Origin of the sequence: Mesorhizobium sp. M0292 (genome assembly GCF_040321695.1) — a bacterium.
Taxonomy (GTDB): domain Bacteria; phylum Pseudomonadota; class Alphaproteobacteria; order Rhizobiales; family Rhizobiaceae; genus Mesorhizobium.
The window spans coordinates 87,940-114,833 of sequence record NZ_JAMYSB010000001.1 but is presented as its reverse complement, the minus strand read 5'-3'; the positions used below and the strand labels follow the sequence as shown (position 1 = coordinate 114,833).

Annotated in this window: 28 protein-coding genes and 1 pseudogene; 13 read left to right on the top strand and 16 right to left on the bottom strand. The window is 62.7% G+C overall.

Features of this window, described 5'->3' with window-relative positions; genetic code table 11:
* Nucleotides 1-3: 3 nt before the first annotated feature.
* The gene (locus NKI96_RS00615) at nt 4-570 is read right to left on the bottom strand and encodes an SIS domain-containing protein (RefSeq protein WP_023689464.1); all 567 of its coding nucleotides are present in this window, start codon (nt 568-570) and stop codon (nt 4-6) included.
* A gap of 184 nt (nt 571-754) precedes the next feature.
* Here NKI96_RS00615 and NKI96_RS00610 point away from each other — a divergent pair, with 184 nt between their 5' ends.
* Nucleotides 755-1,777 (top strand): aldo/keto reductase, encoded by a 1,023-nt coding sequence (locus NKI96_RS00610; RefSeq protein WP_023669424.1) that lies wholly within the window; start codon nt 755-757, stop codon nt 1,775-1,777.
* 90 nt (nt 1,778-1,867) lie between these two features.
* Here the strand turns inward: NKI96_RS00610 and NKI96_RS00605 are convergent, their stop codons facing one another.
* The 4 genes from NKI96_RS00605 to clpP all read right to left on the bottom strand — a co-directional run bounded on the left by NKI96_RS00605 (nt 1,868) and on the right by clpP (nt 7,221).
* Nucleotides 1,868-2,140 carry an HU family DNA-binding protein gene (locus tag NKI96_RS00605; RefSeq protein ID WP_023669423.1) on the bottom strand — a complete coding sequence of 91 codons (273 nt, stop codon included), beginning with the start codon at nt 2,138-2,140 and terminating at the stop codon, nt 1,868-1,870.
* A gap of 196 nt (nt 2,141-2,336) precedes the next feature.
* Nucleotides 2,337-4,748: an endopeptidase La gene (lon, locus tag NKI96_RS00600; protein ID WP_023682304.1), complete on the bottom strand. Its 2,412-nt coding sequence runs from the start codon at nt 4,746-4,748 to the stop codon at nt 2,337-2,339.
* Nucleotides 4,749-5,021: 273 nt separating this feature from the next.
* Complete coding sequence (gene clpX / locus NKI96_RS00595) at nt 5,022-6,296, bottom strand: ATP-dependent Clp protease ATP-binding subunit ClpX (protein WP_023682305.1); 1,275 nt, start codon at nt 6,294-6,296, stop codon at nt 5,022-5,024.
* Nucleotides 6,297-6,591: 295 nt separating this feature from the next.
* Nucleotides 6,592-7,221, bottom strand: coding sequence for an ATP-dependent Clp endopeptidase proteolytic subunit ClpP (clpP, locus tag NKI96_RS00590; RefSeq protein WP_023682306.1), 630 nt, complete (start codon nt 7,219-7,221; stop codon nt 6,592-6,594).
* Between the two features lie 311 nt (nt 7,222-7,532).
* On the opposite strand from clpP, the gene NKI96_RS00585 reads away from it, so the two are divergent.
* From NKI96_RS00585 to NKI96_RS00575, 3 genes are all read left to right on the top strand, one after another.
* Nucleotides 7,533-8,123, top strand: a complete 591-nt coding sequence (locus NKI96_RS00585) for a hypothetical protein (protein WP_352802523.1) — start codon at nt 7,533-7,535, stop codon at nt 8,121-8,123.
* A gap of 107 nt (nt 8,124-8,230) precedes the next feature.
* Nucleotides 8,231-9,478 carry a cytochrome P450 gene (locus tag NKI96_RS00580; RefSeq protein WP_352802520.1) on the top strand — a complete coding sequence of 416 codons (1,248 nt, stop codon included), beginning with the start codon at nt 8,231-8,233 and terminating at the stop codon, nt 9,476-9,478.
* Complete coding sequence (locus NKI96_RS00575) at nt 9,475-10,212, top strand: transporter substrate-binding domain-containing protein (RefSeq protein WP_023734123.1); 738 nt, start codon at nt 9,475-9,477, stop codon at nt 10,210-10,212. Before NKI96_RS00580 ends, NKI96_RS00575 begins: the two co-directional genes overlap by 4 nt.
* A gap of 21 nt (nt 10,213-10,233) precedes the next feature.
* Here NKI96_RS00575 and NKI96_RS00570 read toward each other — a convergent pair whose 3' ends face one another.
* The 6 genes from NKI96_RS00570 to NKI96_RS00545 form a co-directional block, all read right to left on the bottom strand.
* On the bottom strand, nt 10,234-10,581 hold the full coding sequence (locus NKI96_RS00570) for a cupin domain-containing protein (protein WP_023734124.1): 348 nt from the start codon (nt 10,579-10,581) through the stop codon (nt 10,234-10,236).
* Between the two features lie 141 nt (nt 10,582-10,722).
* Nucleotides 10,723-12,003, bottom strand: coding sequence for an O-acetylhomoserine aminocarboxypropyltransferase (locus NKI96_RS00565; RefSeq protein ID WP_023711524.1), 1,281 nt, complete (start codon nt 12,001-12,003; stop codon nt 10,723-10,725).
* Between the two features lie 167 nt (nt 12,004-12,170).
* Nucleotides 12,171-12,692 (bottom strand): CoA-binding protein, encoded by a 522-nt coding sequence (locus NKI96_RS00560; protein ID WP_023705040.1) that lies wholly within the window; start codon nt 12,690-12,692, stop codon nt 12,171-12,173.
* Nucleotides 12,689-13,471, bottom strand: coding sequence for an AAA family ATPase (locus NKI96_RS00555; protein ID WP_352802517.1), 783 nt, complete (start codon nt 13,469-13,471; stop codon nt 12,689-12,691). Before NKI96_RS00555 ends, NKI96_RS00560 begins: the two co-directional genes overlap by 4 nt.
* Before the next feature lie 5 nt (nt 13,472-13,476).
* Nucleotides 13,477-13,899, bottom strand: coding sequence for a VOC family protein (locus NKI96_RS00550; protein ID WP_352802514.1), 423 nt, complete (start codon nt 13,897-13,899; stop codon nt 13,477-13,479).
* A gap of 11 nt (nt 13,900-13,910) precedes the next feature.
* Entirely contained in the window at nt 13,911-14,732 is an 822-nt protein-coding gene (locus NKI96_RS00545; protein ID WP_352802511.1) for an enoyl-CoA hydratase, read from the bottom strand.
* A 143-nt stretch (nt 14,733-14,875) separates the two neighbouring features.
* Between NKI96_RS00545 and NKI96_RS00540 the strand changes: the two genes are divergently transcribed.
* From NKI96_RS00540 to rpsI, 3 genes are all read left to right on the top strand, one after another.
* Nucleotides 14,876-15,340 (top strand): PaaI family thioesterase, encoded by a 465-nt coding sequence (locus NKI96_RS00540; RefSeq protein ID WP_023693292.1) that lies wholly within the window; start codon nt 14,876-14,878, stop codon nt 15,338-15,340.
* A gap of 217 nt (nt 15,341-15,557) precedes the next feature.
* Nucleotides 15,558-16,022 (top strand): 50S ribosomal protein L13, encoded by a 465-nt coding sequence (gene rplM, locus NKI96_RS00535; protein WP_023669409.1) that lies wholly within the window; start codon nt 15,558-15,560, stop codon nt 16,020-16,022.
* A 1-nt stretch (nt 16,023) separates the two neighbouring features.
* On the top strand, nt 16,024-16,506 hold the full coding sequence (gene rpsI / locus NKI96_RS00530) for a 30S ribosomal protein S9 (RefSeq protein WP_352802508.1): 483 nt from the start codon (nt 16,024-16,026) through the stop codon (nt 16,504-16,506).
* Between the two features lie 264 nt (nt 16,507-16,770).
* Here rpsI and NKI96_RS00525 read toward each other — a convergent pair whose 3' ends face one another.
* Nucleotides 16,771-17,670 (bottom strand): LysR family transcriptional regulator, encoded by a 900-nt coding sequence (locus NKI96_RS00525; RefSeq protein WP_352802506.1) that lies wholly within the window; start codon nt 17,668-17,670, stop codon nt 16,771-16,773.
* A gap of 91 nt (nt 17,671-17,761) precedes the next feature.
* Between NKI96_RS00525 and NKI96_RS00520 the strand changes: the two genes are divergently transcribed.
* The gene (locus NKI96_RS00520; RefSeq protein ID WP_352802503.1) at nt 17,762-18,634 is read left to right on the top strand and encodes an aldo/keto reductase family oxidoreductase; all 873 of its coding nucleotides are present in this window, start codon (nt 17,762-17,764) and stop codon (nt 18,632-18,634) included.
* Between the two features lie 200 nt (nt 18,635-18,834).
* On the opposite strand, the pseudogene NKI96_RS00515 reads toward NKI96_RS00520, so the two are convergent.
* A pseudogene (locus tag NKI96_RS00515) lies at nt 18,835-19,054 on the bottom strand (glycerophosphodiester phosphodiesterase family protein); the annotation flags it as partial.
* Between the two features lie 98 nt (nt 19,055-19,152).
* On the opposite strand from NKI96_RS00515, the gene speB reads away from it, so the two are divergent.
* The 3 genes from speB (at nt 19,153) to NKI96_RS00500 (ending at nt 22,014) form a co-directional block, all read left to right on the top strand.
* Nucleotides 19,153-20,154 (top strand): agmatinase, encoded by a 1,002-nt coding sequence (speB, locus tag NKI96_RS00510; RefSeq protein ID WP_023669405.1) that lies wholly within the window; start codon nt 19,153-19,155, stop codon nt 20,152-20,154.
* 29 nt (nt 20,155-20,183) lie between these two features.
* Entirely contained in the window at nt 20,184-21,110 is a 927-nt protein-coding gene (gene argC / locus NKI96_RS00505) for an N-acetyl-gamma-glutamyl-phosphate reductase (RefSeq protein WP_352802500.1), read from the top strand.
* Between the two features lie 64 nt (nt 21,111-21,174).
* A complete protein-coding gene (locus NKI96_RS00500; RefSeq protein WP_023734128.1) occupies nt 21,175-22,014 on the top strand; it encodes an aminoglycoside phosphotransferase family protein in 840 nt (279 codons plus the stop codon).
* Between the two features lie 53 nt (nt 22,015-22,067).
* On the opposite strand, the gene NKI96_RS00495 is transcribed toward NKI96_RS00500, so the two are convergent.
* The gene (locus NKI96_RS00495; RefSeq protein WP_352802497.1) at nt 22,068-23,192 is read right to left on the bottom strand and encodes a COX15/CtaA family protein; all 1,125 of its coding nucleotides are present in this window, start codon (nt 23,190-23,192) and stop codon (nt 22,068-22,070) included.
* Nucleotides 23,193-23,343: 151 nt separating this feature from the next.
* On the opposite strand from NKI96_RS00495, the gene NKI96_RS00490 reads away from it, so the two are divergent.
* Nucleotides 23,344-23,559 (top strand): DUF2842 domain-containing protein, encoded by a 216-nt coding sequence (locus NKI96_RS00490; RefSeq protein ID WP_023669401.1) that lies wholly within the window; start codon nt 23,344-23,346, stop codon nt 23,557-23,559.
* Between the two features lie 15 nt (nt 23,560-23,574).
* Here NKI96_RS00490 and NKI96_RS00485 read toward each other — a convergent pair whose 3' ends face one another.
* Nucleotides 23,575-24,633 carry a polysaccharide deacetylase family protein gene (locus NKI96_RS00485; protein ID WP_352802494.1) on the bottom strand — a complete coding sequence of 353 codons (1,059 nt, stop codon included), beginning with the start codon at nt 24,631-24,633 and terminating at the stop codon, nt 23,575-23,577.
* Between the two features lie 91 nt (nt 24,634-24,724).
* Here NKI96_RS00485 and NKI96_RS00480 point away from each other — a divergent pair, with 91 nt between their 5' ends.
* Nucleotides 24,725-25,954: a GNAT family N-acetyltransferase gene (locus NKI96_RS00480; RefSeq protein WP_023669399.1), complete on the top strand. Its 1,230-nt coding sequence runs from the start codon at nt 24,725-24,727 to the stop codon at nt 25,952-25,954.
* Between the two features lie 3 nt (nt 25,955-25,957).
* Here NKI96_RS00480 and NKI96_RS00475 read toward each other — a convergent pair whose 3' ends face one another.
* Nucleotides 25,958-26,668, bottom strand: a complete 711-nt coding sequence (locus tag NKI96_RS00475; RefSeq protein ID WP_023669398.1) for a GntR family transcriptional regulator — start codon at nt 26,666-26,668, stop codon at nt 25,958-25,960.
* Between the last annotated feature and the right edge of the window lie 226 nt (nt 26,669-26,894).

Here is a 26,894-nt window from a genome sequence, read left to right as displayed (position 1 = left end):
GATCTATTCCATGTTGGTGTGGCGGGTGCGCATGGCCTCGGACGACTGGCCGGTCAGCGCCTTGAGCTTCAGCACCATCACCTCGAACAGCAGGAACAGCGCCCCTTCGAAGACCGAGCCCATCGGCAGCAGCGATGTCTTTTGTGGCCCCTGGTCACGCGCCATGGTCTGCGCCGGGATCAGCAAGGTGAAGTCGGCAAGCGCGACCGCACTACTGCCTGCCTCGGCGGTGAGCAAAAGCACGGTGGCGCCGGCCTGGCGGGCGACTTGCATCAAGGTAAGCACCGTCGTCGTCTCGCCCGGGCCGGAACTGACCAGGAAGACATCGGCTGGGCGAAGCGGTGGCGTGTTCATGTCGCCGACCACCGACACCTCAAGGCCAAGGTGATAGAGGCGCATGGCGAAACCCTTGAGCTGCAAGGCCTCGCGGCCGCAGCCATAGACGACGATCTTTTGCGCGCGGGCCAGGGTTTCGCAGGCGGTGTCGATGCCGGCTTCGTCGACGCGCGCCAGTACGGCGCCCAGCTCTTGCAGGGCGGTCGAAAACATATCCGAGCCGGCATTCGTCATGAGAGTCCCATCTGTCCGGCTGGGTTTGTGGCCGGTGATTTCGGGTTGCGCGCTTTCGGAAAAAGGCTTGTTTTTGTTCATGCTATCACCGCGAAAATGCCTGTCCAACGGCCATGGCGGCTTTTGCTGAGCCAGCGGCGTGATAGTGTCATGTCAGACAATCAATCCAGGAAATCAGCACGACATGAAGACACGGCATTTCGACCGCATCGGCAATGGCGGCCTCGACTTCACCGAGCTTGGCTTCGGCAGCGCGCCGCTCGGCAACCTTTACCGCGCCGTCCCCGACGCGGATGCCAACGCCACGCTGGAGGCGGCGTGGGCGACCGGCTGCCGTTACTACGACACCGCGCCGCTCTATGGCCTGGGCCTTGCCGAAACACGGCTCAATGCCTTCCTGCGCGGCAGGAAGCGCGACGATTATGTGCTGTCGAGCAAGGTCGGTCGCCTGTTGCGCGCCTGCCCGCCGGAGGAACGAACCGGCATCGGCAAGTTCTTCGACACACCGACGCGCAAGGAGGTCTACGACTACAGCTACGACGGCGTCATGCGCTCGTTCGAGGCGTCGCTGGAACGGCTTGGCGTCGACCGCATCGACATCCTTTTCGTCCATGACCTCGACATCTTCACCCATGGCAGCAAGGAGGCGTCAGACCAGCGCATCGAGGAATTCATGGCCTCGGGCTACAACGGACTGGTTGCGCTGCGCGACCAGGGCGTGATCAAGGCCTTCGGCGGCGGCATCAACGAATGGGAGGTTTGCCAGACGCTGGCGGAGCGTGGCGACTTCGACCTGTTCCTGCTGGCCGGGCGCTACACGCTGCTGGAACAGGAAGCGCTTGCCACCTTCCTGCCGCTCTGTGAGCAACGCGGCATCGGCATCGTTCTCGGCGGTCCTTACAATTCCGGCATCCTGGCGACCGGGCCGAAGCCAGGCGCCTATTACAATTACTCCGAGGCGCCAAGGGACATCATGGATCGCGTCGGGCGCATCGAGGCCGTCTGCCAGCGCCATGGCGTCAGGCTGATCGAGGCGGCGCTGCAGTTTCCGCTGCTGCACCCTTCCGTGGTGTCGGTCATCCCCGGCGGCCAGCGGCCGAGTGAAGTCGAAAGCAACCGCGCCCTGCTCGATGCCAAGCTGCCTGCGGCGCTGTGGGCGGACCTCAAGCAGGAAGGCCTGATGCGCGCGGATGCGCCGGTGGGCTGAAGGCTCGCCTCAGCGGGCTGACGGCCTGCCGCCATCGAGGCAAAAGAAAAGCCGGGCGAACCCGGCTTTTCAACATTCTCTGAAAAATTTTTAGTTGACCGCGTCCTTGAGGCCTTTGCCGGCCGAGAACTTCGGCACGGTACGCGCCGGAATCTTCACTTCCGCGCCAGTCTGCGGGTTGCGGCCAGTCGATGCCGCACGCTTGGAGACGGTGAAATTTCCGAAGCCGACGAGCCGTACATCGCCGCCCTTCTTCAGTTCGCCAGTGATGACGGAGAACACCGCCTCAACCGCCGACTGTGCGTCACCCTTCGAAATGCTCGCGGATTCAGCGACAGCGGAAACCAGTTCGTTCTTGTTCATAAAAATTCCCTTCCATGAGAAAACCGGAACTTTCGACTCATCCGGCAGGAGAGGGACTTTAGAAAGAAGCGCTCGCAAACCCAAGTCAAAAAGCCGGAAAAAAGTTGAAAAAAGCCCGGAAATGGTGGGTTTTTCACATGAAAAAGCCGGGCTCAAGGCCCGGCTCTCTCTTTGTGCACTGCAACTTTAGTAGTTTCTAATGTGCAAGCGACTTTCCAGCATCGTCAACGGTATCGGTGGAAGCCGGCGGATTGACTGGCTCGACCCACTCGATTGGCTCCGGCATGCGCACCAGCGCGTGCCTCAGAACCTCGCCGACACGTGAGACCGGAATGATCTCCATACCGTTCTTCACATTGTCCGGTATCTCCGCCAGATCCTTGGCGTTGTCTTCCGGGATCAGCACCTTCTTGATGCCGCCGCGCAGTGCGGCGAGCAGTTTCTCCTTGAGGCCGCCGATCGGCAAGATGCGGCCGCGAAGCGTTATCTCGCCAGTCATCGCCACATCGGCCCGGACCGGAATACCAGTCATGACAGATACGATGGCCGTCGCCATGGCAGCACCTGCAGACGGCCCGTCCTTCGGCGTGGCGCCTTCGGGCAAGTGGACGTGGATGTCACGCTTGTCGAACAGCGGCGGCTCGATGCCGAAATCGATGGCCCGCGAGCGGACATAAGAGGCCGCCGCCGAGATCGATTCCTTCATCACGTCGCGCAGATTGCCGGTCACCGTCATGCGGCCCTTGCCGGGCATCATGACGCCTTCGACCGTCAGCAGCTCGCCGCCGACTTCCGTCCAGGCAAGACCGGTGACGACACCGACCTGATCGTCAGCCTCGACCTGGCCGAAGCGGAAGCGCGGAACACCGAGGTAATCAGCGAGGTTCGCCGCCGTGATGCTCACCGTCTTCTTCTTCGTCTTCAGGATCTCGGTCACCGCCTTGCGCCCGAGCTTCATCAGCTCGCGCTCCAGGCTTCTGACGCCCGCTTCACGGGTGTAGGTCTGGATGATGCCGCGGATCGCGTCTTCGCCGACGGAGAATTCCTTCGGCTGCAGGGCATGGTCGCGGATCACCTTGGGCATCAGGTGACGCTTGGCGATCTCGATCTTCTCGTCCTCGGTGTAGCCGGCGATACGGATGATCTCCATGCGGTCCATCAGGGGCGCAGGGATGTTCAGCGTGTTCGCCGTCGTCACGAACATCACGCTCGACAGGTCGTATTCGACCTCGAGGTAATGGTCCATGAACGTCGAGTTCTGCTCGGGATCGAGCACCTCGAGCAAGGCCGATGACGGATCGCCGCGGAAGTCCTGGCCCATCTTGTCGATCTCGTCGAGCAGGAAGAGCGGGTTGGACTTCTTGGCCTTCTTCATCGACTGGATGACCTTGCCGGGCATCGAACCGATATAGGTGCGGCGGTGGCCACGGATCTCGGCCTCGTCACGCACGCCGCCAAGCGCCATGCGGATAAATTCGCGGCCGGTCGCCTTGGCGATCGATTTGCCGAGCGAGGTCTTGCCGACGCCGGGAGGGCCGACGAGGCACAGGATCGGCCCCTTCAGCTTCTTCTGGCGGCTTTGCACGGCGAGATACTCGACGATGCGGTCCTTGACCTTGTCGAGGCCGAAATGATCGGTGTCGAGCACGTTCTGCGCAAACGCCAGGTCCTGCTTGACCTTGGAGTTCTTGCCCCACGGGATCGACAGGATCCAGTCGAGGTAGTTGCGCACGACGGTCGATTCCGCCGACATCGGCGACATCGTCCGCAGCTTCTTCAACTCGGCTTCCGCCTTTTCGCGGGCCTCCTTGGAGAGCTTGGTCTTCTTGATGCGCGCCTCGATCTCGGCGGCCTCGTCGCGGCCGTCCTCGCCTTCGCCGAGTTCCTTCTGGATCGCCTTCATCTGCTCGTTGAGGTAGTATTCGCGCTGCGTCTTCTCCATCTGGCGCTTGACGCGCGAGCGGATGCGCTTCTCCACCTGCAGGACGGAGATTTCGGCTTCCATGAAGCCCATCGCCTTTTCCAGCCGTTCCTTGACGGACAGCGTGGCCAGCATCTCCTGCTTCTCGGGGATCTTGATGGCGAGGTGCGAAGCAACCGTATCGGCGAGCTTGGAATAGTCGTCGATCTGGCTGGCGGCACCCACCACTTCAGGCGAGATCTTCTTGTTCAGCTTGACGTAGTTTTCGAAGTCGGTGACGACCGAACGGGCGAGCGCCTCGACCTCGACCTCTTCCTCCTCCGGCTCGACCAGCGCCGTGGCGGTAGCTTCGTGGAAGTCCGGACGGTCGGTGAACGAGACGATCTTGGCACGCGAAGCGCCTTCGACCAGCACCTTGACGGTGCCGTCGGGCAGCTTCAGCAATTGCAGCACATTGGCGAGCGTGCCGATGTCGAAGATCGCATCGGGCTCGGGATCGTCATCGGCGGCATTCATCTGGGTGGCAAGCAGGATCTGCTTTTCCTGACCCATAACCTCTTCCAGCGCCTTGATCGACTTTTCACGCCCGACAAAGAGCGGAACGATCATGTGCGGGAACACCACGATGTCGCGCAGTGGGAGGACTGCGAAGACGCCGTCGCTGGGAGCCTTGGATATTTTGGCCATTGTCCAACCTTTCATGTCGCGGCCGCTAATTGAGCCAACCGCGAATCTCATATTAACGACCGGGGATCGTTCCGCCTACCACCGTTTGTGACGGGAGTTTTACAGCACAGAATTCGGCACCACGGCCTTCCGATGTTAGTTGGATGCACGAGGGGCAAAGATCAAGGGTCGACACGTTCGTTCATCCACTCCGTCACAAGGATCGGTACCTCACCACAGCAAAACGGCGCCCCGCGGGCGCCGTTCCATAAAAAGGTTAGGCCAGATGCCAGATCAGGCGCTGACGTTGCCCTTCTTTTCCTTCTGCTCGGAATAGATGTAGAGCGGCCGGGCGCTGCCGGTCACCACTTCTTCCGAAATCACCACTTCGCGCACGCCTTCCAGGGCGGGCAGTTCGAACATGGTGTCGAGCAGGATCGCTTCCATGATCGAGCGGAGGCCACGGGCGCCGGTCTTGCGCTCGATGGCGCGCTTGGCGATCGCCGACAGCGCATTCTCATGGAAGGTCAGGTCGACACTCTCCATCTCGAACAGCCGCTGATACTGCTTGACCAGCGCGTTTTTCGGCTCGGTCAGGATCTGGATCAGCGCCGGCTCGTCGAGGTCTTCCAGCGTCGCCAGGACCGGCAGACGGCCGACAAACTCGGGGATGAGGCCGAACTTCAAGAGATCCTCGGGCTCGACCAGGCGGAACACGTCGCCGGTGCGGCGATCCTCGGGCGAAGCGACGATGGCGCCGAAGCCGATGGAAGTCTTCCTGCCGCGATCCGAGATGATCTTGTCCAGCCCGGCGAAGGCGCCGCCGCAGATGAACAGGATGTTGGCGGTGTCGACCTGCAGGAACTCCTGCTGCGGATGCTTGCGGCCGCCCTGCGGCGGCACGGAGGCGACGGTGCCTTCCATGATCTTCAGAAGCGCCTGCTGCACACCCTCGCCCGACACGTCGCGGGTGATCGATGGGTTGTCGGACTTGCGCGAAATCTTGTCGATTTCATCGATGTAGACGATGCCGCGCTGGGCGCGCTCGACATTGTAGTCGGCCGACTGCAGCAGCTTCAGGATGATGTTTTCGACGTCCTCGCCGACGTAACCGGCTTCGGTCAGCGTCGTCGCGTCGGCCATGGTGAAGGGCACGTCGATGATGCGGGCCAGCGTCTGGGCAAGCAGCGTCTTGCCGCAGCCGGTCGGGCCGATCAGCAGGATGTTGGACTTCGCCAATTCGACGTCGTTGTTCTTGCCGGCATGCGCCAGGCGCTTGTAGTGGTTGTGGACAGCCACCGACAGCACGCGCTTGGCGTAGGGCTGGCCGATGACATAGTCGTCGAGAACCTTCAGGATCTCCTGCGGGGTCGGCACGCCCTCGCGCGACTTCACCATCGAGGTCTTGTTCTCCTCGCGGATGATGTCCATGCACAGCTCCACGCACTCGTCGCAGATGAACACCGTTGGGCCGGCGATCAGCTTGCGCACCTCGTGCTGGCTTTTGCCGCAAAACGAGCAATAAAGCGTGTTCTTCGAATCACCGCTGTTGTTGCCGACTTTGCTCATTTTCCTGTCCTTTCATGGCCGCCCGCCGATGGTCTGGCTGAAAGGGCGCATATTCTATCTATCGCGGGAATTCGCCGCCGCCAGTGTCCCGGCTCCCGCAACGCATTCCGTACGAAACACAAATCAGAAAACGTCGCAATGATTCGCGCCAACCCTGCACAAAGCTAAGCCGTCGAAAATCAACATAGCCTTAACGTAGGCAATCCCATCCACCGAGGGAACAGCCAATTGTGGCCGAAATGCCGCAAATCCCAGCAAAAGCGCGTTATCCAGCCACGCAACTGCCATGCAGCGCTTATGCCGCAGCGCCTTCGACCGGCTCGCGCGACGAAATGACCTTGTCGATGAGGCCGAAATCCTTGGCTTCGTCGGCTGTCATGAAATGGTCGCGGTCAAGCGTCTTTTCAATGTCTTCGTAGCTCTTGCCGGTGTGTTTGACGTAGACCTCGTTGAGGCGGCGCTTCAGCTTGATGATGTCCTGCGCGTGCCGCTCGATGTCGGAGGCCTGACCCTGGAAACCGCCGGAAGGCTGGTGAACCATGATACGGGCGTTCGGCGTGGCAAAACGCATGTCCTTGTGGCCGGCGGTCAGAAGCAGCGAGCCCATCGACGCCGCCTGGCCGATGCACAGCGTCGACACCGCCGGCTTGATGAACTGCATGGTGTCGTAGATCGCCATGCCCGAGGTCACCACGCCGCCCGGCGAGTTGATGTAGAGATTGATCTCTTTCTTCGGGTTCTCGGCCTCGAGGAACAAAAGCTGTGCACAAACCAGCGTCGCCATACCGTCTTCGACCGGGCCGGTGATGAAAATGATGCGCTCTTTCAGCAGGCGCGAGAAAATGTCGTAGGCCCGCTCGCCGCGATTGGTCTGCTCGACCACCATCGGAACGAGGTTCATGTAGGTTTCGACGGGGTTCTTCATGGACTACCCTTTTTGGAGATGGGGATTCCGGCGCCGGAACATCGGGCAGAATCGGTTCTTGATGGTTAGAATGTAAATAGGATGCCGGCTCACCCTAGCGCAAGGCCGCCTGCTCCTAGCCATCTGGTTAAGTCGAATCAAGGTTTCCGCGCAAGGGAAAGTCCGAACGCGGCCAGCGGCGTTTTTGCGGTGTAGCAATTCCTTAACCGCGTCGCTTAACGAAACGCGGCGAAACCGCTTTCCCCCGGAGAACCATCCCCTACAGTTCAACGTTGAACCTCACCTTCTCGCGTTCAAACAGGGGGAGTGCCATGATCAGGAAAACTGTTTGCCTCGCCATTTCCGGCCTTGCCGGTCTCGGCATGGTGTCCGATGCGGTTGCCGACGGCCGGGCCGCCGAATGCTATGAGCCGGTGCACAGGCCGGCGCTCTATGACACCGTCTATGAAGACGTCATGGTCAGTCCCGGCGGGCAGCTGGTCGACTATGATCCGCCGATCTATGGCACCATGGAGCGCGTCGAGCAGATCGCGCCGCCCCGAGTCACCTATGACATCGTACCGGCGAGAACCCGCACCGTTTACCGCACGGTCCAGGTCGACGATGGCGGCTATGCTTGGGAATGGCGCGTCATCCACGGCCGCAAGGTGCTGTGCAAGGTGTGGCGCAAGGCCCGCTACGCGCGTGTCGCCGAAACGGTGATGCTTGAACCGGAGCGCACACGCCGGGTTGTGCTGCCGGCCGAATATGAAAGCGTCGCCCATGAAGTGCTGGTGCGGCCCGAGCGGCGGCACGTCACCCAGATAGCGCCGTCATACCAGAGGATGGCGCGCCGGGTGGTGGTGCAGGAAGGCTCGACCAGCTGGCGCCGCGTGCATATTGCCAGGCATTGCGAGGATTAGACTTCGGTACTTCGCCGAGGTCCGCCTCGGTTGGCTCAATCCATAGGGCCGTCGGGTGCCAACATCCGGTCTGGCACCAAGCCGGCAAGCCGCGGTAATGGTCTGGCATGACCACATCCATGCCGCCCTACCTCGCCTTTGATCCAGCCACGCGCCGCCTGCGGCTCGATCCGCACGAACCGGCGTTTTTCCAGAACCCCTACGACGCCTATGCCGTCCTGCATGGCGCATCGAATGCCTTCTTCTGGGAGGAATTCGGCTTCTGGTGCTTTGGCGGCTTCGACGACGTCAACCGGCTGTTGCGCGACCGCCGCTTCGGCCGCCAGAACCCGGCCGGCATTCCCGACAGCCGCGGCATCGGCGAGGATCGCTCGCATTTGGCCGCTTTCGACGGCATCGAGAGCAATTCGATGCTGGAGCTGGAGCCGCCGGTGCACACCAGGCTCAGAACCCTGGTCAACCGCGCCTTCGTCTCGCGCCAGGTCGAGCGGCTGCGGCCGCGCGTGGAGGCGCTGGCCAATGAGCTGATCGACCGTTTCGAGCCGCGCCAGGTCGATCTATTGCCCAGCTTCGCCGCACCTTTGCCGATCACCATCATTGCCGAAATGCTCGGTGTGCCGGTCGAAATGGGGCCGCAACTGCTCGACTGGTCGCACCGGATGGTGGCCATGTACATGCATGGCCGCACGCGCGAGACCGAGCAAGCGGCCAATCGCGCCGCGCGCGATTTTTCCGACTTTTTGCGCGGCTATGTCGCCGAGCGGCGCAAGAAGCCTGGCGACGACCTGCTGTCGCTGCTGATCGCGGCGCAGGAGGATGGCCAAAAGCTGTCGGAAGACGAGTTGGTCTCGTCCGCCATCCTGTTGCTCAATGCCGGCCACGAGGCGACCGTCCATCAAACCGGCAACGCCGTGCGCACGTTGCTGGCGCAAGGCGGCGACCCCGGCCGTTTCTTCACCTCGCCGGAAGCAACCGCTGCGACGGTCGAGGAGTGCCTGCGCTTCGACGCGCCGCTGCACATGTTCACCCGCTACGCCTATCAGGAGGTCGAGGTGACATCCGGGGTTGTCGTACAACCGGGCGAGACGGTCGGCCTGCTGCTCGGCATGGCCAATCATGATCCGCTTGCCTTTGCCGAACCTGGCGCCTTCCGGCCCGGCCGACCAGACCAGAAGAATGTCTCGTTCGGCGCCGGTATCCATTTCTGTATTGGTGCGCCGCTGGCGCGGCTGGAATTGCAGGTGTCGCTGAAAACCCTGTTCGAGCGGCAGCCGCAACTCCATCTTGCGGAGCAGCCGCGCTTCCGCGACACCTATCATTTTCATGGGCTGGAAAAGCTCATTGTGAGCTTGTGAGGACGGCGGAGCCGACGCATGCCCGAGAAAATGAGATTCGCCTTTCTACAGGAACCACCCTTCTGCTTTATCGACGGATCGGGACGTCTGGGCGGCAGCGATGCCCACTGGCCAAGAGGGTCTGCCTGACGCTCGGGCTGGAACTTTTGCCCATCGAGACCGAGTTTGCCGAGCTGCTGCCTGGGTTTGCCGAAGATCGGTGGGACATAACCACCGGCCTGTTCATTTCCGACGACCGCCGGAAGCTGGTCGACTTCACAAGGCCGATCTGGATGCTGGCGAATGGATTGCTGGTCGCGAAAGACAATCCCCGCGCCTTTGATGGCTATCGGTCCGTCGCCAATGATCGGACGGCGCTGATCGGCGTCATATCGGGCCAGATCCAGCACCGGACGGCCCTGCAAAACGCTATTCAGCCCGAACGGCTAAGGATATTTGCCACTCAGGCCGAAGCAGCTAACGCCGTCGCGGCCGGCGTGGTGCATGCCTATGCGAGTGCAGCGCTCGCGCATCGCGGCTATCTGAGCCGGCGACCCGACGCGCCTCTCGACGTCGTCGACGTCCCGGCAGTCGAAAAACAGCCAGCGCCCGGCGCTTTCGCTCTCGCCAAAGGCAGTGCCACCCTGCTCCAGCGCGTCGATTCATGTCTCAGTGATTTGCTTGGAAGTCCCTGGCACAGGGAGATGATGAGCGGATACGGCTTTTCCGACACTGACATCGATCGGCTTTTGTGAAGTCCAAGCGCGCCGCGAGCGTCAGAGCTTGATCACATACTCCTTGCGGGTCGTTTCAAGCACTTCCCAGCTGCCCCTGAAGCCTGGCCTGAGCACGAAGCTGTCGCCGGCGCGCACCGTGCGCGCCTCGCCGCCATCCTCGGCAACCACCGAGACGCCGGACAGGATGTGGCAGAACTCCCATTCGTCATATTCGATGCGCCATTTGCCCGGCGTCGCTTCCCAGATGCCGGCATAGAGGCGGCCATCGCGCTCCTCGACATTCCAGGTGCGGAACTTCGGATCGCCCGCAATCAGACGATTCGGCGCCGGGGCGCCAATCTCGGCGTCGACGCTGTCGGTCGATATGGCCAGGTAATGCGCGGACAGGGTTTGCCTCCAACAGGTTAGTGAGTAGTGAGTAGTGAGTAGTGAGTAGTGAGCGGAAAGCGCTCCCTCGAACGGGTGGCTAATCACTAATCACTGCTAACTAGTGAATACCGACCACTACTCACTACTCACTACAAAAAATCAAACCTTGGCCAAAGCCTGTTCCAGATCGGCGACGATGTCGTTGACATCCTCGATGCCGACGGAAAGCCGGACCGTGTCCGGTCCCGCACCCGCCTTGACCTTCTGCTCGTCGGAAAGCTGGCGATGCGTGGTCGATGCCGGATGGATGACCAGCGACTTGGTGTCGCCGACATTGGCGAGGTGCGAGAACAGTTCGAGCGCCTCGACGAACTTGATGCCGGCCTCGTAGCCGCCCTTCAGGCCGAAGGTGAAGACAGCACCGGCGCCTTGCGGCGAGTATTTCTTCTGCAGCGCGTTGTTCTTGTCGCTGGGCAGGCCGGGATAGTTGACCCAGGCGACCTTGGGGTGGTTGGACAGCCAGCCGGCTACGGTGATCGCATTGTCGCAATGGCGTTGCATCCTGAGCGGCAAGGTCTCCAGCCCGGTCAGGATCAGGAAGGCATTGAACGGCGAAATCGCCGGGCCGATGTCACGCAGGCCAAGCACGCGCGCGGCGATGGCGAAGGCGAAATTGCCGAAGGTTTCGTGCAGGACAAGGCCGCCATATTCGGGGCGCGGCTCCGACAGCATCGGATATTTGCCGGATTTCGACCAGTCGAACGTGCCGCCATCGACGATGGCGCCGCCGATCGAATTGCCGTGGCCGCCGATGAACTTGGTCAGCGAATGGACGACGATGTCGGCGCCATGCTCGATCGGCCGCACCAGATAGGGCGAGGCCAGCGTGTTGTCGACAATGAGCGGCAAGCCGTGCTTGCGGGCGATGTCGCCGATCTTCTCGATGTCGACGAAGGTGCCGCCGGGATTGGCCAGGCTCTCGATGAAGATCGCCTTGGTCTTGCCATCGATCTGGCTTTCGAAAGTGGAGATGTCGTTGGTGTCGGCCCAACGCACCTCCCAGCCGAAATTCTTGAAGGCATGGCCGAACTGATTGATCGAACCACCGTAAAGCCTTGTGGCGGCGACGAAATTATCGCCAGGCCGCATGAGATTGTGGAACACGATCACCTGTGCGGCATGGCCGGAAGCAACGGCAAGTGCAGCCGTGCCGCCTTCGAGCGCCGCGATCCGCTCTTCCAGCACCGCCTGGGTCGGGTTCATGATGCGGGTGTAGATGTTGCCGAAGGCCTTCAGCCCGAACAGCGAGGCGGCATGGTCGGCATCGTCGAACACAAAGGAGGTCGTCTGGTAGATCGGCGTGGCGCGTGCGCCCGTCGCCGGGTCGGGCTTGGCGCCGGCATGGACGGCGAGCGTGTTGAAACCGGGCGTGCGGGTCATCGAAAACCTCTCTGAGCGGTAAACGTGTGAATGATGAAATGGTCAATGGTGAGCGATGAATGGTGGTCGCAAAGTCGGCCAGTCCCACCTTGATTGCAAGCCGCTCATATGCGGCTTTACCCGGCTTCCAGGAAAATCCTTCTATTCACCATTCACCATTCACTGCCTTACTTCTGGCGCACACCGAAACTCTGGAATCCCGACCGCATCAGCGGCTTCTTCGACGAAAGCACACCGGAGTTGACGCCGGTCCAGCCGATCTCGCCCGACAGCTTGCCATATTCGATCTTCGGGCAGCGGTTCATCACCACCTTGATACCGGCCGCCTCGGCACGCGTCGCCGCCTCGTCATCGCGCACGCCAAGCTGCATCCAGACGACTTTCGGCAAGGGGTCGAGCTTCAGCACCTCATCGACAATGCCGGGCACCGCTGCGGAGGCGCGAAAGATGTCGACCATGTCGACCGGTTCAGGCAGATCGGCAAGGCTGGCATAGGTCATGCGGCCGAGGATTTCCTTGCCGGCCTGCCCCGGATTGATCGGAAACACCGAAAAGCCCTTGGCCAGCAGGTATTTCAGCACGAAAAAGCTTGGCCTGACATCATTCGCCGATGCGCCGACCATGGCGATGGTCTTCACCGAATTGAGGATGCCGCCGATATAGGCATTGTCGTAGCTATCGTGGTTCACTCGTCGGTCTCCCTCAGTGCTTCCTCCATAAAGGACTGCGGGTCCGTGCAGAAGTCGCGCATCATGCGAAAATGATCGGTATCGCTGAAATCTGTGGGGTCGAGGCCGAAGCGGCTGATGCGAAACAGCCGCGCGCCGGGACAAGCCATCAGCAGCGGCGAATGCGTCGCCATGATCACTTGCGCCGTGCCTGACTGGTCCATGCGCCGCAGCATCTTCAACAATTCGATCTGCCGCGACGGCGACAGCGCGCTTTCGGGCTCATCGAGGATGTAGATGCCTTGCCGGCGGCAGCGCTCCTCGAAAAAGCGAATGAACCCTTCGCCATGCGACCAGGACAGGAAGTCCGGCGGCGGCGGTCCGAACGGGTCTTCGAGTGCCGCCTGGTCGAGATAGCGCGCGACCGAGTAAAAAGATTCGGCACGAAAGAACCAGCCGGCGGTGACTTTTGGCAGCCAGTGGCCGCGGAATGTATTCGCCAGTGCCGCACCGCTCTTGTCGATGGCGATGGAATGATCGACCGGACGATAGCCCTTGCCGCCGCCGGCCTCGTCGTAACCGGCCAGCGCGCCGATGGCTTCCAGCAGTGTCGATTTGCCGGTGCCGTTTTCACCGACAATGATGGTGATCGGCGTGGTGAATTCGAGCTCGAATTCACGGCCGCGAAACAGCGGCAGGTTCCATGGATATTTTTCCCAATCTTCCACGCGCTCGGGGTCAATCAGGATGCGCTTGAGATAGGGCGCCTTCAGCCGCGTCAGTTGCTTGCGGTACGCCATCCGGGTCAGTCGGGCAGCGAGATCGAGCCGTCTTCCGTGATCGGAAAGGCCGGATTGTGTGCGACTTCCCAGACATGGCCGTCGGCATCGGCGAAATATCCATACCAGCCGCCCCAGAAGGCGCGGCTTGCCGGCTTGACGATCCTGCCGCCGGCCTTCTCGGCGGCCGCCAGCACGTCGTCGACTTCGGCATCGGAGCGGGTGTTGTAGGCGAGGTAGACCGCCGACGGTGCTGCGGCGAAGGCAATGCCTGAATCCTCCTCGGCGCTTGGCCTCGGGAACAGGCCGAGAATGGCGCCGCCCATCTGGAAGAAGGCGACGCCATCGGTGATGCCGGCGTGGCGCTTCAAGCCCATGCCTTCGTAAAAGCGCACGGCGCGCTCGAGATCGTCGGTGGCGATGGTGATGATGGAGATGCGCGGTTCCATGGATCGAAAACCTATTCGTCCGTCCATTCCGGTTTGCGCTTGCCGATGAAGGCGCCGATGCCTTCCTCGGCGTCGCGGGCCAGCATGTTCTCGACCATGACGCGGCCGGTATAGGCATACGCGTCCGCCAACCCCATCTCGGCCTGCGCGTAAAAGGCTTCCTTGCCGGTCTTGACCACCAGAGATGATCTGGAGGCAATGGTTTGCGCGTATTTGGTGACGATCTGATTCAGGTATTCGCGCGGCACGACGCGGTTGACCAGGCCGAATTCCTTGGCGGTTGCGGCATCGATGGTCTCGCCGGTGAGCAGCATTTCCATGGCGTGCTTGTGAGACACGTTGCGTGACAGCGCCACCATCGGCGTCGAACAAAACAGGCCGATATTGACGCCCGGCGTGCAGAAGGTCGCTTCATGCGAGGCAATGGCGAGGTCGCAACTGCAAACCAGTTGCAGCCCCGCAGCGGTGGCTAGGCCATCGACTTCGGCGATGATCGGGAGCGGATGGCGCACGATCTGCTGCATCAACGCCGCGCAAGCCGAAAATGTCTGCTCGAAAAACCCCTTGCCCTTGTCGGCGTCGGCGCGGCGCGCGGTCATTTCCTTGAGATCGTGGCCGGCGCAAAAGACTTTCGCGGCGGCCGCCAGGACGATGACGCGGACCGATTTGTTGACCTTGGCATGGTCGAGCTCGGCGCTCAGTGCCGCCATGACGGAAAGCGACAAGGCATTGGCGGGCGGATTGGCGAGCGTCAGGCGCAGCACGCCCTTGTCCAGCCTGGCGATGACCGGCCCGTCTATGGCAACAGGTTTGATAGAAAGGATTTCGGCCATGACAAGGTCTCCGCGATTCCGCCGGCGCGCCAGACTATCTAATATCGGATCGAGTTTCATCAACACCCATCGCTTGCGCCAGAGGTGTTGCCAGAAGCGCATCATTGCGTTCATACAGGCCCGGCATTGAACGAGAGACCGACATGCCCGCCCAGGATAATCTCAAGCCGGTGCTGACGGCGGCTGAAGTCAATGCGCTGATGGCCAGCGTCTACCCGCAGCTCAACGACGAGTTCACGTCGTATGAGGCGCTCGATGTGTTTCCGGGCGGCTGCACGGTGCGGCTCAACGCCAGCGAACGGCATTTGCGTCCCGGCGGCACGGTGTCCGGGCCCTCGCTGTTCACGCTGGCCGACATTGGCGGCTATGTCTGCGTGCTCAGCCACGCAGGACCGGATGCGCTTTCGGTTACGGTCAACCTCAACATCAATTTTGTCCGCAAGGCCGAAGCCGGGCCGATCGACGGCCATTGCCGCATCCTGAAGCTGGGCAAGAGCCTGATGGTGTTCGATATCGACATCGTTGCCGGACCGAAGGGACACACGGTAGCGCATGCGACCGGCACCTATTCGATCCCGCCGAAGCGCGCCGCCGATGTGGTAAAATAATACCTTTTGGTCAAACCTTTGTTTTTATTACACTTTGCGAGCAGAGGTGCGTTTCCTGCGCCTTGACGTGCCCACTCCCCTCGCCTATAAGCCGTCACGAAGCAGCGGCCCGCAAAGGCCGCCGTTTTGTTATTGGCGGCGGGCAAGTGCCTTGTCGCCAATCCAAGCAACAAGAAACGCCTTCTTCGGAAGGTCCTAACCGAAAGCAGAAAAATCCATGGCAACCTTTTCGCAGAAGCCTGCGGATGTGGTGAAGAAGTGGGTGCTGATCGACGCCGAGGGTCTCGTCGTCGGCCGTCTCGCCACTGTCATCGCCAATCATCTTCGCGGCAAGCACAAGCCCACCTTCACCCCGCATGTCGACGACGGCGACAACGTCATCGTCATCAATGCCGACAAGGTGGTGTTCACCGGCAAGAAGTTCACCGACAAGGTCTACTACTGGCACACCGGTCACCCCGGCGGCATCAAGGAGCGCACCGCGCGCCAGCTGCTCGAGGGCCGTTTCCCCGAGCGTGTCGTCGAGAAGGCCGTCGAACGCATGATCCCGCGCGGGCCGCTCGGCCGTCGCCAGATGAAGAACCTCCGCGTCTATGCAGGCACGGAACATCCGCATGTCGCCCAGCAGCCCGTCACCCTCGACGTCGGCGCGCTGAACGCCAAGAACAAGAAGGTTGCATAAGATGGCTGAGCTTTCCTCGCTCGCAGAATTGGGCGCCGCCACCGGCAACGCCAACACCCAGCCGGCAGCACCCGTGCATGTCCAGAAGCTCGACAAGTCGGGCCGCGCCTATGCCACCGGCAAGCGCAAGAACGCCATTGCGCGCGTCTGGGTGAAGCCGGGTTCCGGCAAGATCGTCGTCAACGACAAGGAATTCGCGACCTATTTCGCGCGTCCGGTCCTGCAGATGATCCTCAACCAGCCGATCATCGCTTCCAACCGCGCCGGCCAGTACGACATCGTCGCCACCGTCATCGGCGGCGGCCTGTCCGGCCAAGCCGGTGCCGTTCGTCACGGCATCTCCAAGGCGCTGACCTACTACGAGCCGGCACTGCGCGCCGTGCTCAAGAAGGGCGGCTTCCTGACCCGCGACAGCCGCGTCGTCGAGCGCAAGAAGTACGGCAAGGCGAAGGCCCGTCGTTCCTTCCAGTTCTCGAAGCGCTAAGCGCTGCGACGTTCCAGACCTCGAAAGGCCGCCTCCGGGCGGCTTTTTTGTTTGGGTCACGGCAGTCACCCCGCCCGCGTCTTCGGCGCGACCTCCCCATCGAGGGGAGGTAGGGGTCACGGCGGTTTTGCCGCCCTGAACAATCCACGGGGGCTCGGCTGACACCAAAACCCGACCATAAGAGCGCGACGCCCTACCTCTCCTCGATGGGGAGGTCGGCGCGAAGCGCCGGGTGGGGTGATGGCGCCGGCCTCGGTTCAAGTCTCAGAACTTGCTGGCCTTGATGTAATCGATAAACGCCCGTAGCGGCGCTGGAACCAGACGCCGTCCGGGATAGTACAGAAATGGTCCGGGAAAACTCTGCCACCACGGTTCGAGCACGGGCTCCAGGGCGCCGCTTTCGAAGTGAGGGCGAAGCCAGCCCTCGAAGAGAGCGACGATGCCGCTGCCGGCAATGGCCGCATGGACGGCAAGATCGCTCGCCCCGCCGATCCGCACGATCAACGGCCCCGTCGTGTCGACCCGCACCACCTCGCCGTCGCGCTCGAATTCCCACGGCAGCATCGCACCGCTGGCAAAACGACCGCGCAGACAAGCATGGCCAAGCAGGTCGCTCGGGTGCTGCGGCCGCCCATGGCGCTCGAGATAGGCGGGGCTGGCGCCAGTGGCGAAGCGCTGGACGCGCGGTCCGATCGGCACCGCGATCATGTCCTGCTCCAGTCGCTCGTCATAGCGGATGCCGGCGTCGCAGCCGGCCGCCAACACGTCGACGAAGTTCTCATCGGCGATGACCTCCAGCCGAATGCCGGGATAGGCGGCGAGGAAGCCCGGAACGATGTCGGGCAATATCAGCCGCGCGGCGCTGACCGGGACGTTGAGGCGCAGCGAACCGGCCGGCCTGTCGCGAAAGCCATTGACCACGTCGAGGGCCGCCTCCACCTCCGACAGCGCCGGGCCAAGCCGTCCGAGCAGGCTGAGGCCTGCGTCGGTTGGAACAACACTGCGTGTGGTGCGGTTGAACAGCCTGACGCCGAGCTGCGTCTCCAGGCGGCGCACCGCTTCGCTCAGGCCCGACGCGCTGCCGCCGCCGGCGCGAGCCCCTTCGCGAAAACCGCCGGCACGCGCCACCGTCACGAAAGCATTCAGATCGCCAAGATCCATCATTGTTCGCCATTCCGCACAAGCTGTACGGATTGTACCTTATTATCCCAAGGTTGAGCAGCGTCTATCTTCGCCTCCTCAAAGGAGATCGACCATGTCCACCATCCAAAAATCCGGCACATTCACCCTCGGCAGCCACACCGTGAAACGGCTCGGCTACGGCGCCATGCAACTTGCCGGCCCGCACGTTTTCGGTCCGCCGAAAGATCGGGACGCGGCCATTGCTGTGCTGCGCGAAGCGGTGGCGTCCGGGGTCAACCACATCGACACCAGCGACTATTATGGCCCGCATGTCACCAACCAGCTGATCCGCGAAGCGCTGGCGCCCTATCCGCAAGACCTCGTCATCGTCACCAAGATCGGGGCGCGGCGCGGCAGCGACGGCTCATGGCTGCCTGCCTATTCCGCCAGGGAACTTGAGCAGGCCGTGCACGACAATCTCAGGAATCTCGGCCTTGAGGTGCTGGATGTCGTCAATCTGCGCATCATGTTCGGGGTGATGGGTCCGGCCGAGGGCTCGATCGGGGCGCAGTTGACGGCGCTTGCCGAATTGCAGCGCAAGGGCCTGGTGCGCCATATCGGCCTGAGCAACGTCACCCCAGCGCAGGTCGAGGAAGGCCGTGGGATCGCCGAGATCGTCTGCGTGCAGAACCAGTACAATCTGGCGCATCGCGACGACGACGGGTTGATCGATGAACTGGCGCGCGCCGGCATCGCCTACACGCCGTTCTTCCCGCTCGGCGGCTTCAGCCCGCTGCAGTCGTCGACCTTGTCGGATGTGGCCGCGCGGCTCGGCGCCACACCCTTGCAGGTTGCGCTCGCCTGGCTGCTGCGCCGCTCGCCGAACATCCTGCTGATCCCGGGGACGTCGTCGGTCGGGCATTTGAGAGAGAACCTGGCGGCGGCGGACCTGGAGCTGTCGGCTGATGTGCTGAGGGAATTGGATGGGGTGGCGAAAGCGGCGTGAAGATTTTGCGGGCGGCGCTGTCACCCCACCCGCGCCTTCGGCGCGACCTCCCCATCGAGGGGAGGTAGGAGGTCGCGGCAGCCTTGCATGCCTCGCAATCGCTACGACTGTCGGAATCTAAAGCGCCAACGCCCTACCTCCCCTCGATGGGGAGGTAGGCGCGCAGCGCCGGGTGGGGTGATGGCGCCGACGTACGATTTCTAATTGATACTCGCCGTATTCGCGGCTCGGCTGGCTTCGCCTCATCCACATAAGGCACCCGAAACCCATTGGCCCCCAGCCAGCCAATCGCAGCCTTCGGTTCGTCGGTCTGGATGATGGTGGCGCCGCGTTCGGCCCAGAAACCGTGATCTCGGCCGAAATGCCGGCCTGCACCGCCAGTTCATCGCCGCAGCTGCCGGAGAGGAAGCCGCCGGGCCTTGCACCTTGGCGATACAACTCCTTCGCCAAGCTGTGACTGGCATCTTGCGTGCCGGTTCTATAGTTGTGGCAGCCCGATGAACAAAGAAGGACCCGTAATGGCGAACCAGACCATCGACAACGCGTTCACCGCCCGCTCCAAGACGGGGCCTTCCTTCGAGCCGACCTATGCCGGCGCGCTGTCGTTCATGCGGCGCAAATACACCAAGGATGCAAAGGGCGCGGACGCCGTCGTGTGGGGCATTCCGTTCGATGCCGCCGTCACCAACCGGCCGGGCGCGCGCTTCGGGCCGCAGGCGATCCGCCGCGCCTCGGCGATCCTCGACAACGACCCGCAATATCCGTTCTCGCGCGACCTGTTCGAGCATCTCGCCGTCATCGACTATGGCGATTGCCTGCTCGATTCGGGCAATCACCAGAAGACACCAGGCACGATCGAGCGCGAGGCGGCGAAGATCCTGAAATCGGGTGCCTTCCTGTTGTCGCTCGGCGGCGATCATTTCGTCACCTGGCCGCTGCTCAAGGCACATGCCGCCATCCACGGGCCGCTGGCGCTGGTGCAGTTCGATGCGCACCAGGACACCTGGCCTGACGATGGCAAGCGCATCGACCATGGTTCGTTCGTCGGCCGCGCCGTCAATGAAGGCATCATCGACCCCGACCGCTCGATCCAGATCGGCATCCGCACGCATGCCCCCGATACGTTCGGCATCAAGATCCTTTACGGTCACGAGATCGAGGAGATGCGGGCTTCCGACATCGCCTATGCGATCGTCGACCGCACCGGCGGCAGGAAGACCTATCTCACCTTCGACATCGACTGCCTCGACCCGGCCTTTGCGCCCGGCACCGGCACGCCGGTTGCCGGCGGACCGTCCTCGGCGAAAATCCTGTCGACGCTGCGCCAGCTCGGCCAGGTCGATATTGTCGGCGCCGACGTCGTCGAGGTTGCGCCGGCCTATGATCACGCCGATATAACGGCGATCGCCGGCTCGATGGTGGCCATGCACTATCTCGGCCTGGTGGCCGAGCGAAAAGCGCGGGCGGAAGAGCTGAACAGCGGCAACCATGGCGCGGCAAACCATGGCCAGGGCATATAGGCCTGAATTAGCAGGGAATTGACGGGCACATGAAACCGAAAATCTTCATCGATGGCGAACACGGCACCACCGGCCTGCAGATCCGGGCGCTGCTGGCCGAGCGCGGCGACCTCGAGATCATCTCGATCCCGGCCGAGCGCCGCAAGGAAACGGTGGCGCGCGCCGAGTTCCTCAATGCAGCCGATGTCGCCATCCTGTGCCTGCCGGATGCGGCTGCCAAGGAAAGCGTATCGCTGATTGCCAACGACACCACCAAGGTGATCGACGCCTCCACGGCGCATCGCGTAGCCGAGGGCTGGGAATATGGCTTTGCCGAGATGGACAAGGATCAGGCCAGGATCATCGCCAATGCGAAACGCGTCGCCAATCCCGGCTGCTGGCCGCAAGGGCCGATCGCGACGCTGCGGCCGCTGGTCGCTGCCGGTCTGCTGCCGGCGGATTTCCCGATCACGGTCAATGGCATTTCGGGCTATTCGGGCGGCGGCCGGCCGATGATCGAGGACTATGTCGCCAAGGGCGAGGATGCCTCTGAATTCCAGGTCTATGGGCTGACCCTGCAGCACAAGCATGTGCCGGAGCTGCGCACCTATGCGAAGCTGTCGCACGATCCGATCATGCAGCCGGCGGTCGGCAATTTCGCCCAAGGCATGATCACAGTGGTGCCGCTGCAGCTCGGCGGGCTCGACCATGTGCCGGCCGGCGCCGAACTGCACGCGGCAATCGCCGACCATTTTGCCGCCATCAAGGGCGGCGTGGTCGAGGTAGCTCCTTACGAGCACGTGGAGCGCCTGCCCGAGATCAATCCCGAGGTCTATAACGGCACCAACCGCATGAAGGTCTATGTCTTTGCCAATGACGACCGGGCGCAGGCGCTGCTGATTGCGGTCTATGACAATCTCGGAAAGGGCGCCTCGGGTGCTGCCGTTCAGAACATGGATCTGATGCTCGGCCTTTAATTCAGTTGGAGAGAGCATTCTGTCGCCCGAAAACCGCTTAACACTTTTCGGCATCACGCTCTGAATGGACGCGCCTGCATTTCCAAAGCGCTGGAAGATCAGCGCGCCCGAGCTCATTGCCGAGACGTTTTCGAGCCGCATCTGGAAGGTGCGGCGTGAGGACGGCTCGCCGGCCATCGTCAAGGCGCTCAAACCATTCGACGATGTCGAGGACGAGTTGCGCGGCGAGCACTATCTCGCATGGCGGCGCGGCGAAGGCGCGGTGCGGCTGCTTGGCCGGGACGGCCACCGCATGCTGCTGGAATATGCCGGTGACACCCTGCTTTCCGAAGTTCTGGCCAAGGAAGGCGACAACGCCGCGACCGCAATCGCGGCCGAGTTGATGGGGAGACTGTTCTCGCCCTCAAGACACCCTGCCCCGCCGGACCTGCAGCCGCTGCGGACACGGTTTGCCAGCCTGTTCAAAAAGGCCGGAGCCGATCGCGACGCCGGAGAGCACAGCCTCTATATCGAGGCCGCCGAAATCGCGGACCGGCTGCTCGATGCGCCGCATGCGGTCAAGCCGCTGCATGGCGACCTGCATCACGACAACATTTTGCACGGTGCGCGCGGCTGGCTGGCGATCGACCCGAAGGGCGTGCTCGGCGATCCCGGCTTCGACGCCGCCAATCTGTTCTACAACCCACTGGGGCGCGACGACCTCTGCCTCGATCCCGAGCGCATCGCGCATATGGCCGAGATCTTCGCCAGGACACTCGGCCAGACGCCGGCTGCCATTCTCGACCATGCCATCGCCTATGGCTGCCTGTCGGCCGCATGGCATCATGAGGACGAGAATGCGGTCGACGAGAACCGCGAGCTGTCGGTTGCGGGAGTGATCCGAAAGGTGCGGCTCAGCTTCTGACCGGCGCAGCCTCGCGCGTTAGACGTAGCGAGGCAGTTCGTTCGCGAAATAGATTATTGCGACGGCCAAGACACCGTAGACGATGTACCTGCGTTCATGGGCGGCCGCGTTGGCAGTGGATAGGCGCCCTTGTTGCCGCGCCAGTGGGCGGCGGCAAATCCCAGCAGGACAAGCGCGAAGGCCTGATGGGTCAGCGCCATGTGCAGCGGCACCTGCATCAGCAGCGTGCCGATGCCGATCGAGGCCTGCACCAGCACCAGCAGAAACAGCAGCGTTGCGCGGCGTGCGTGTGTCGTGCCCGGCAGCCGCCGGCGCGTCGCTATCATATGCCAGAGCGCGATGGCAAAGACCGTATAGGCGCCGAGCCGGTGGACGAACTGCACCGTCTTCGGGTTCTCGAAGAAATTGCGCCAGGCCGGCTCGAGCAGAAGCAAATCTGACGGGATCACCTTGCCGTCCATCAGCGGCCAGGTGTTGTAGCTCAGGCCGGCGTCGAGCCCTGCGACCAGCCCTCCGAGATAGATCTGGATCAGCGCCAGCAGCACGATGAAGCCGGCCAGCCTTTGTGTCGGCCGGCCGGCGGCAGGCTCCGAATGCGGCGCCAGCCCGCGCGCGACCACCATGGTGGCAGTGAAGATCAGGGCGGCAAGCGTCAAATGCGTGGCCAGCCGGTACTGGCTGACGGAGACGCGGTCGACCAGGCCGGAGGCCACCATCCACCAGCCGATGGCGCCTTGCAGGCCACCAAGCAGCAGAATACCGACCAGCTTTGGCCCAAGGCCGCGCTCGATGCGGCGCGTCGCCCACAAGACCAGCAACGGCAGGCCGAAGACCAGGCCGACACTGCGCGCCAGGATACGGTGCGCCCACTCCCACCAGAAGATCGACTTGAAGGCATCGAGGCTCATGCCCTTGTTGAGCTCGGCATATTGCGGAATCTTCTGGTAGAGCTGGAATTCCTCCTGCCACTCCGCGTCATTGAGCGGCGGTATCACCCCGTGGATCGGCTTCCACTCGGTAATCGACAGGCCGGAATTGGTGAGCCTGGTGGCGCCGCCAACCAGCACCAGCGCAAACAGCACCAGAAGCACGACATAAAGCCAGCCGCGCAGCAGAGCCCGGTTTTGCAGATCGCGATCGCGGTCAATGTAAGGCGCGGCGGCTGATATGGCGGCCATGGGTTGGTCCCGGCAGGTTGACGTGGCGGATTGGTGAACCATCGCAACCCGGCTGACAAGACCGGACGGCGCGGCACGCCGTCGCGCCGCATCTCCCGGGTTGCACAGGCGCGCGGTTGGGCCTAAGCGGAGGCGATCAACGAGAACGCTCATGCCCATCCGCCTGAAAAAGCTGATCGGAACTTTCCTGCTGGTGGCGCTGGTCATCATCTATGCGCTGGTAGCGTCGATCATAGCGGTCGCGCAGCTGTCGCAATCCAGCCCGCTGGTGCACTTCCTGTTCTTCCTGTTCAGCGGCCTGTTCTGGGTGCTGCCTGCGATGGGCATCATCAAATGGCTGATCCTGGAGCCGCCGCCGAAAGGCTGAAGAGCCCGCCCCAGGTTAGATGGTGACGACCATTTTGCCGGCATTGGCCAGCGGCGTCGTTACGCCCGACAACATGGTGCGGATATGGGCGACGCTCTGGTAGCGGCCGTTGATCGAAATGCGCGGCAGCGCGTGCAGGAAGCCGGCGTGCTCGGCGTGCAGCACGCCGTGGCGAGTGGTCACCGCCGAGGCGTAGCCGGCGTCGCGGGCAAAGCCCACTTCGCGGCAGCCGACAGCGCTGGCGTAACCATAGGGGTAAGCGAGATGACGGGGGTTTTCGCCGAGCTGCGCCTGCAGCTGGCGCCTGACGTCGACGATTTCATGGCGCGCATCGGCTTCGTCGAGCCGCTTCAGATTGCGGTGGTTGACCGTATGCGCGCCGATCGTCACCAGCCTGTGCCCGGCCACGGCGCGGATATCGTCCCAGGTCATTAGCGTGCTTGGGCGCAAGCCATCGAGGTCGATGCCGTTCGAGCGCGCCAGATCGCGCAGCACGGCGCGCTGACCCTCCTCGCGCACCTCGAGCGTCAGATAGGCATGCAGACGCGCATTGGCGTGGAGTTTCTTGCTGTGGGTCGAGCAGTCTATGGTCACCGGCCCCTTCGGCGTCGCCAGCGTCAAACGCTCCCGCGCGTTGACGATATCCTCGACCACGTCCCACCATAAATCGGCGCTGCCGTCGATCAGACCCGGCGCGACATAGATGGTGATCGGCGCGTCGTGCTTTTCGAGCACTGGCAGCGCTTCGGTCATGTTGTCGCGATAGGCGTCGTCGGCGGTGATGGTGGCGAACTGGCCGTCCTTGCCGCCGGCCTTGATGCGCTCGATCGCCTCGTCGAGGGTGACGAAGGCATAGCCCCTCGACTTCATGTCGGCGACGAGAGCGTCGAGGAATCGCGGGGCGATGTTGAGGTGGCGGTTAACGCCGTCCGGCTTCTCCGGCGTGGCGGTGACCCGATGCAACATGAGGATGGCGCCAATGCCGCCGACAAACGGCTTGGCCAGCGGTGCAAGGCCGGTAAAGCGGGCGATATTAAGCGCCAGTTTCCGAACTGCCTCACCACCGTCGATCATTCATTCACCTTTTGCGCCTAGGCTCGATCCAAGCACGGAACGCGCCGACGCGAACTCCTGATCGCGACGAATACGCCTTAAGGATTGAGGTATGGTTGACGCCACAGCGTCATTTGACGGCAATCGGCTCGCCGCAAGCAAGGCGTCTGCGCGCACGCCGGCTGCCGACCAGACCAGTCTGTCGGTGTCGATCGCAGATGCTGCCGCGCTCGCCTCTTACGGCGAATTCTGCCGTTCGGCGCTGTTTGCGCCGGCGCAAAGCGCGGACTGGGTTCGTGCCTGGACGGCGCAGGCTAATCCCGATGCCGTCATTGCCACGCTGACAATCGAGGACAGGCCGGTCTTTGCACTGGCACTGGAAATCACGCGAACTGGTCCATTCCGCGTCGCCCGCTTCATGGGCGGGCGCCATGCCAACGGCAATTTCGCCGCCGCCGATCCGGCATGGCTGGCAAAGGCAGATGCTGGGGGGATCCGCAGGCTGGTGACGGCGATCGGCAAGGCGCGTCCCGACATCGATCTCGTTGCCTTGGAAAGGCTTCTGCCCGACCTCGATGGCGTTGCCAATCCGCTGGTGGCGTTCTCCAACTTTCCGAGCCCAAACCTGTCGCTCGCAGTCAATCTCGACGGTGGTTTCGATGCGCTGCTGTCGCGTGTGGGCGGCAAGCGCAAGCGCAAGAAGCACCGTTCGCAGACACGCAAATTCGAGGCGGTCGGCGTTCATCGCCGCATCGAGGCGCAGACACCCGAAGACGTGAACCGGCTGCTCGACGCTTTCTTCGAGATGAAGGAGTTCCGTTTCGCCAAGATGGGCATCGCCAATGTCTTCGGCGAGCCGGAGGTGCGGGCTTTCTTCCGTGCCCTCTTCGCCGGCGCGCTAGCCGAGGAGAAACCGGCCTTTGTGCTGCATGGGCTCGAAGTGGCCGGCAAGCTGCGCGCAATCACCGGCTCGAGCCGCTCGGGCAAACGCCTGATCTGCGAATTCGGCGCCATCGCCGAGGACGATCTCGGCCACACCAGCCCCGGCGATTTCCTTTTCTTCGACATCATCGAGGAAGCGTGCCAAACAGGCTTCGATGTCTATGATTTCTCGGTCGGCGACGAGCCCTACAAGCGGCTCTGGTGCGATATCGAGACCCAGCATTTCGAGGTGCTGGCGCCCCTGACGCTGAAGGGACGCGCCCTGGCGTCGGCGCTGCGGCAGGGCGCACGGGCGAAAGCCTTCATCAAGAACAACCCGACGGTCTGGAAGCTGACCAAGATGCTGCGCCGCAAGGCCGCCGGACAGGCAGCGCCCGCTCCCACGGACGACGAAAACTAGCGTTCAGAAATTCAGCGCTTCGCGGAGCGCCGGGCCGGCCCTGACCCGCAGGTCGAGATCCGCCTCGATGTGGTCGATATGGTGCAGCATCAGCCGGCTCACCAACCCGCAATCGCCGCTCTCCAGCGCGCCGACCATTTCCGTGTGCTCACTGTGCCCGCAGGCCGACACGCCGGATCGTCCGTAAAGGGCGATCACCAGCGACGAACGCGCCACCAGCTCCTCCATGAAGCGCTGCAGGATGGCATTGCCGGCGACGGAGGCGAGCAGCAGATGGAAATCGCCCGACGCCTTGATTTCGGAGCGCCGGGCGGTTGGGCCGCGCTCGGCGATGAAGCGCCCTTCCTCGTCGAGCTGCGCTCGGAACGCAGCGATATCGGTGGCTGTGACCCGCCCGCAGGCGGCAATGGCGATGCCCGGCTCGATCAGCCGGCGCGATGCGAACACCTGGCGCGCTTCCTCGGGCGAAGGGTTGGCGACGAAGGCGCCACGGTTGCGCTCGGTACGCACCAGCCCCTCGAAGGACAGCATCTGCAGCGCCGCGCGCGCGACCGTGCGCGAGACGTCGAACAGCGTGCCGACCTCGCCTTCCGACAGCTTGGTGCCGGGCGTCAGCCGACGGTCAACGATGGCGTCCCGCAGATTGTCGCGAATCGCCTGGGCGCGATCCTGGTTGGCGCTGTCGGCGGAATGGATCTGATCGGCAATGTTCATGGCGATGATGGTTCCCAGCCTCTTCTAGCGCAACTCGTCGCCTGCGCACGAGAGGCAAAGTGGACACCAAGCGAAAAAAGATTGCATACGATTCTTGCGCGGATCGCGCACAATCGCCCATAATTTGTGCAATGCACAAGATAGCCCACCGGCTAGGCAGTGGGCAAGAACCCCGATTTTGCTGTCGATTCAAACGCTTGGGCCGATTGCCGCCGATTGGCACGCA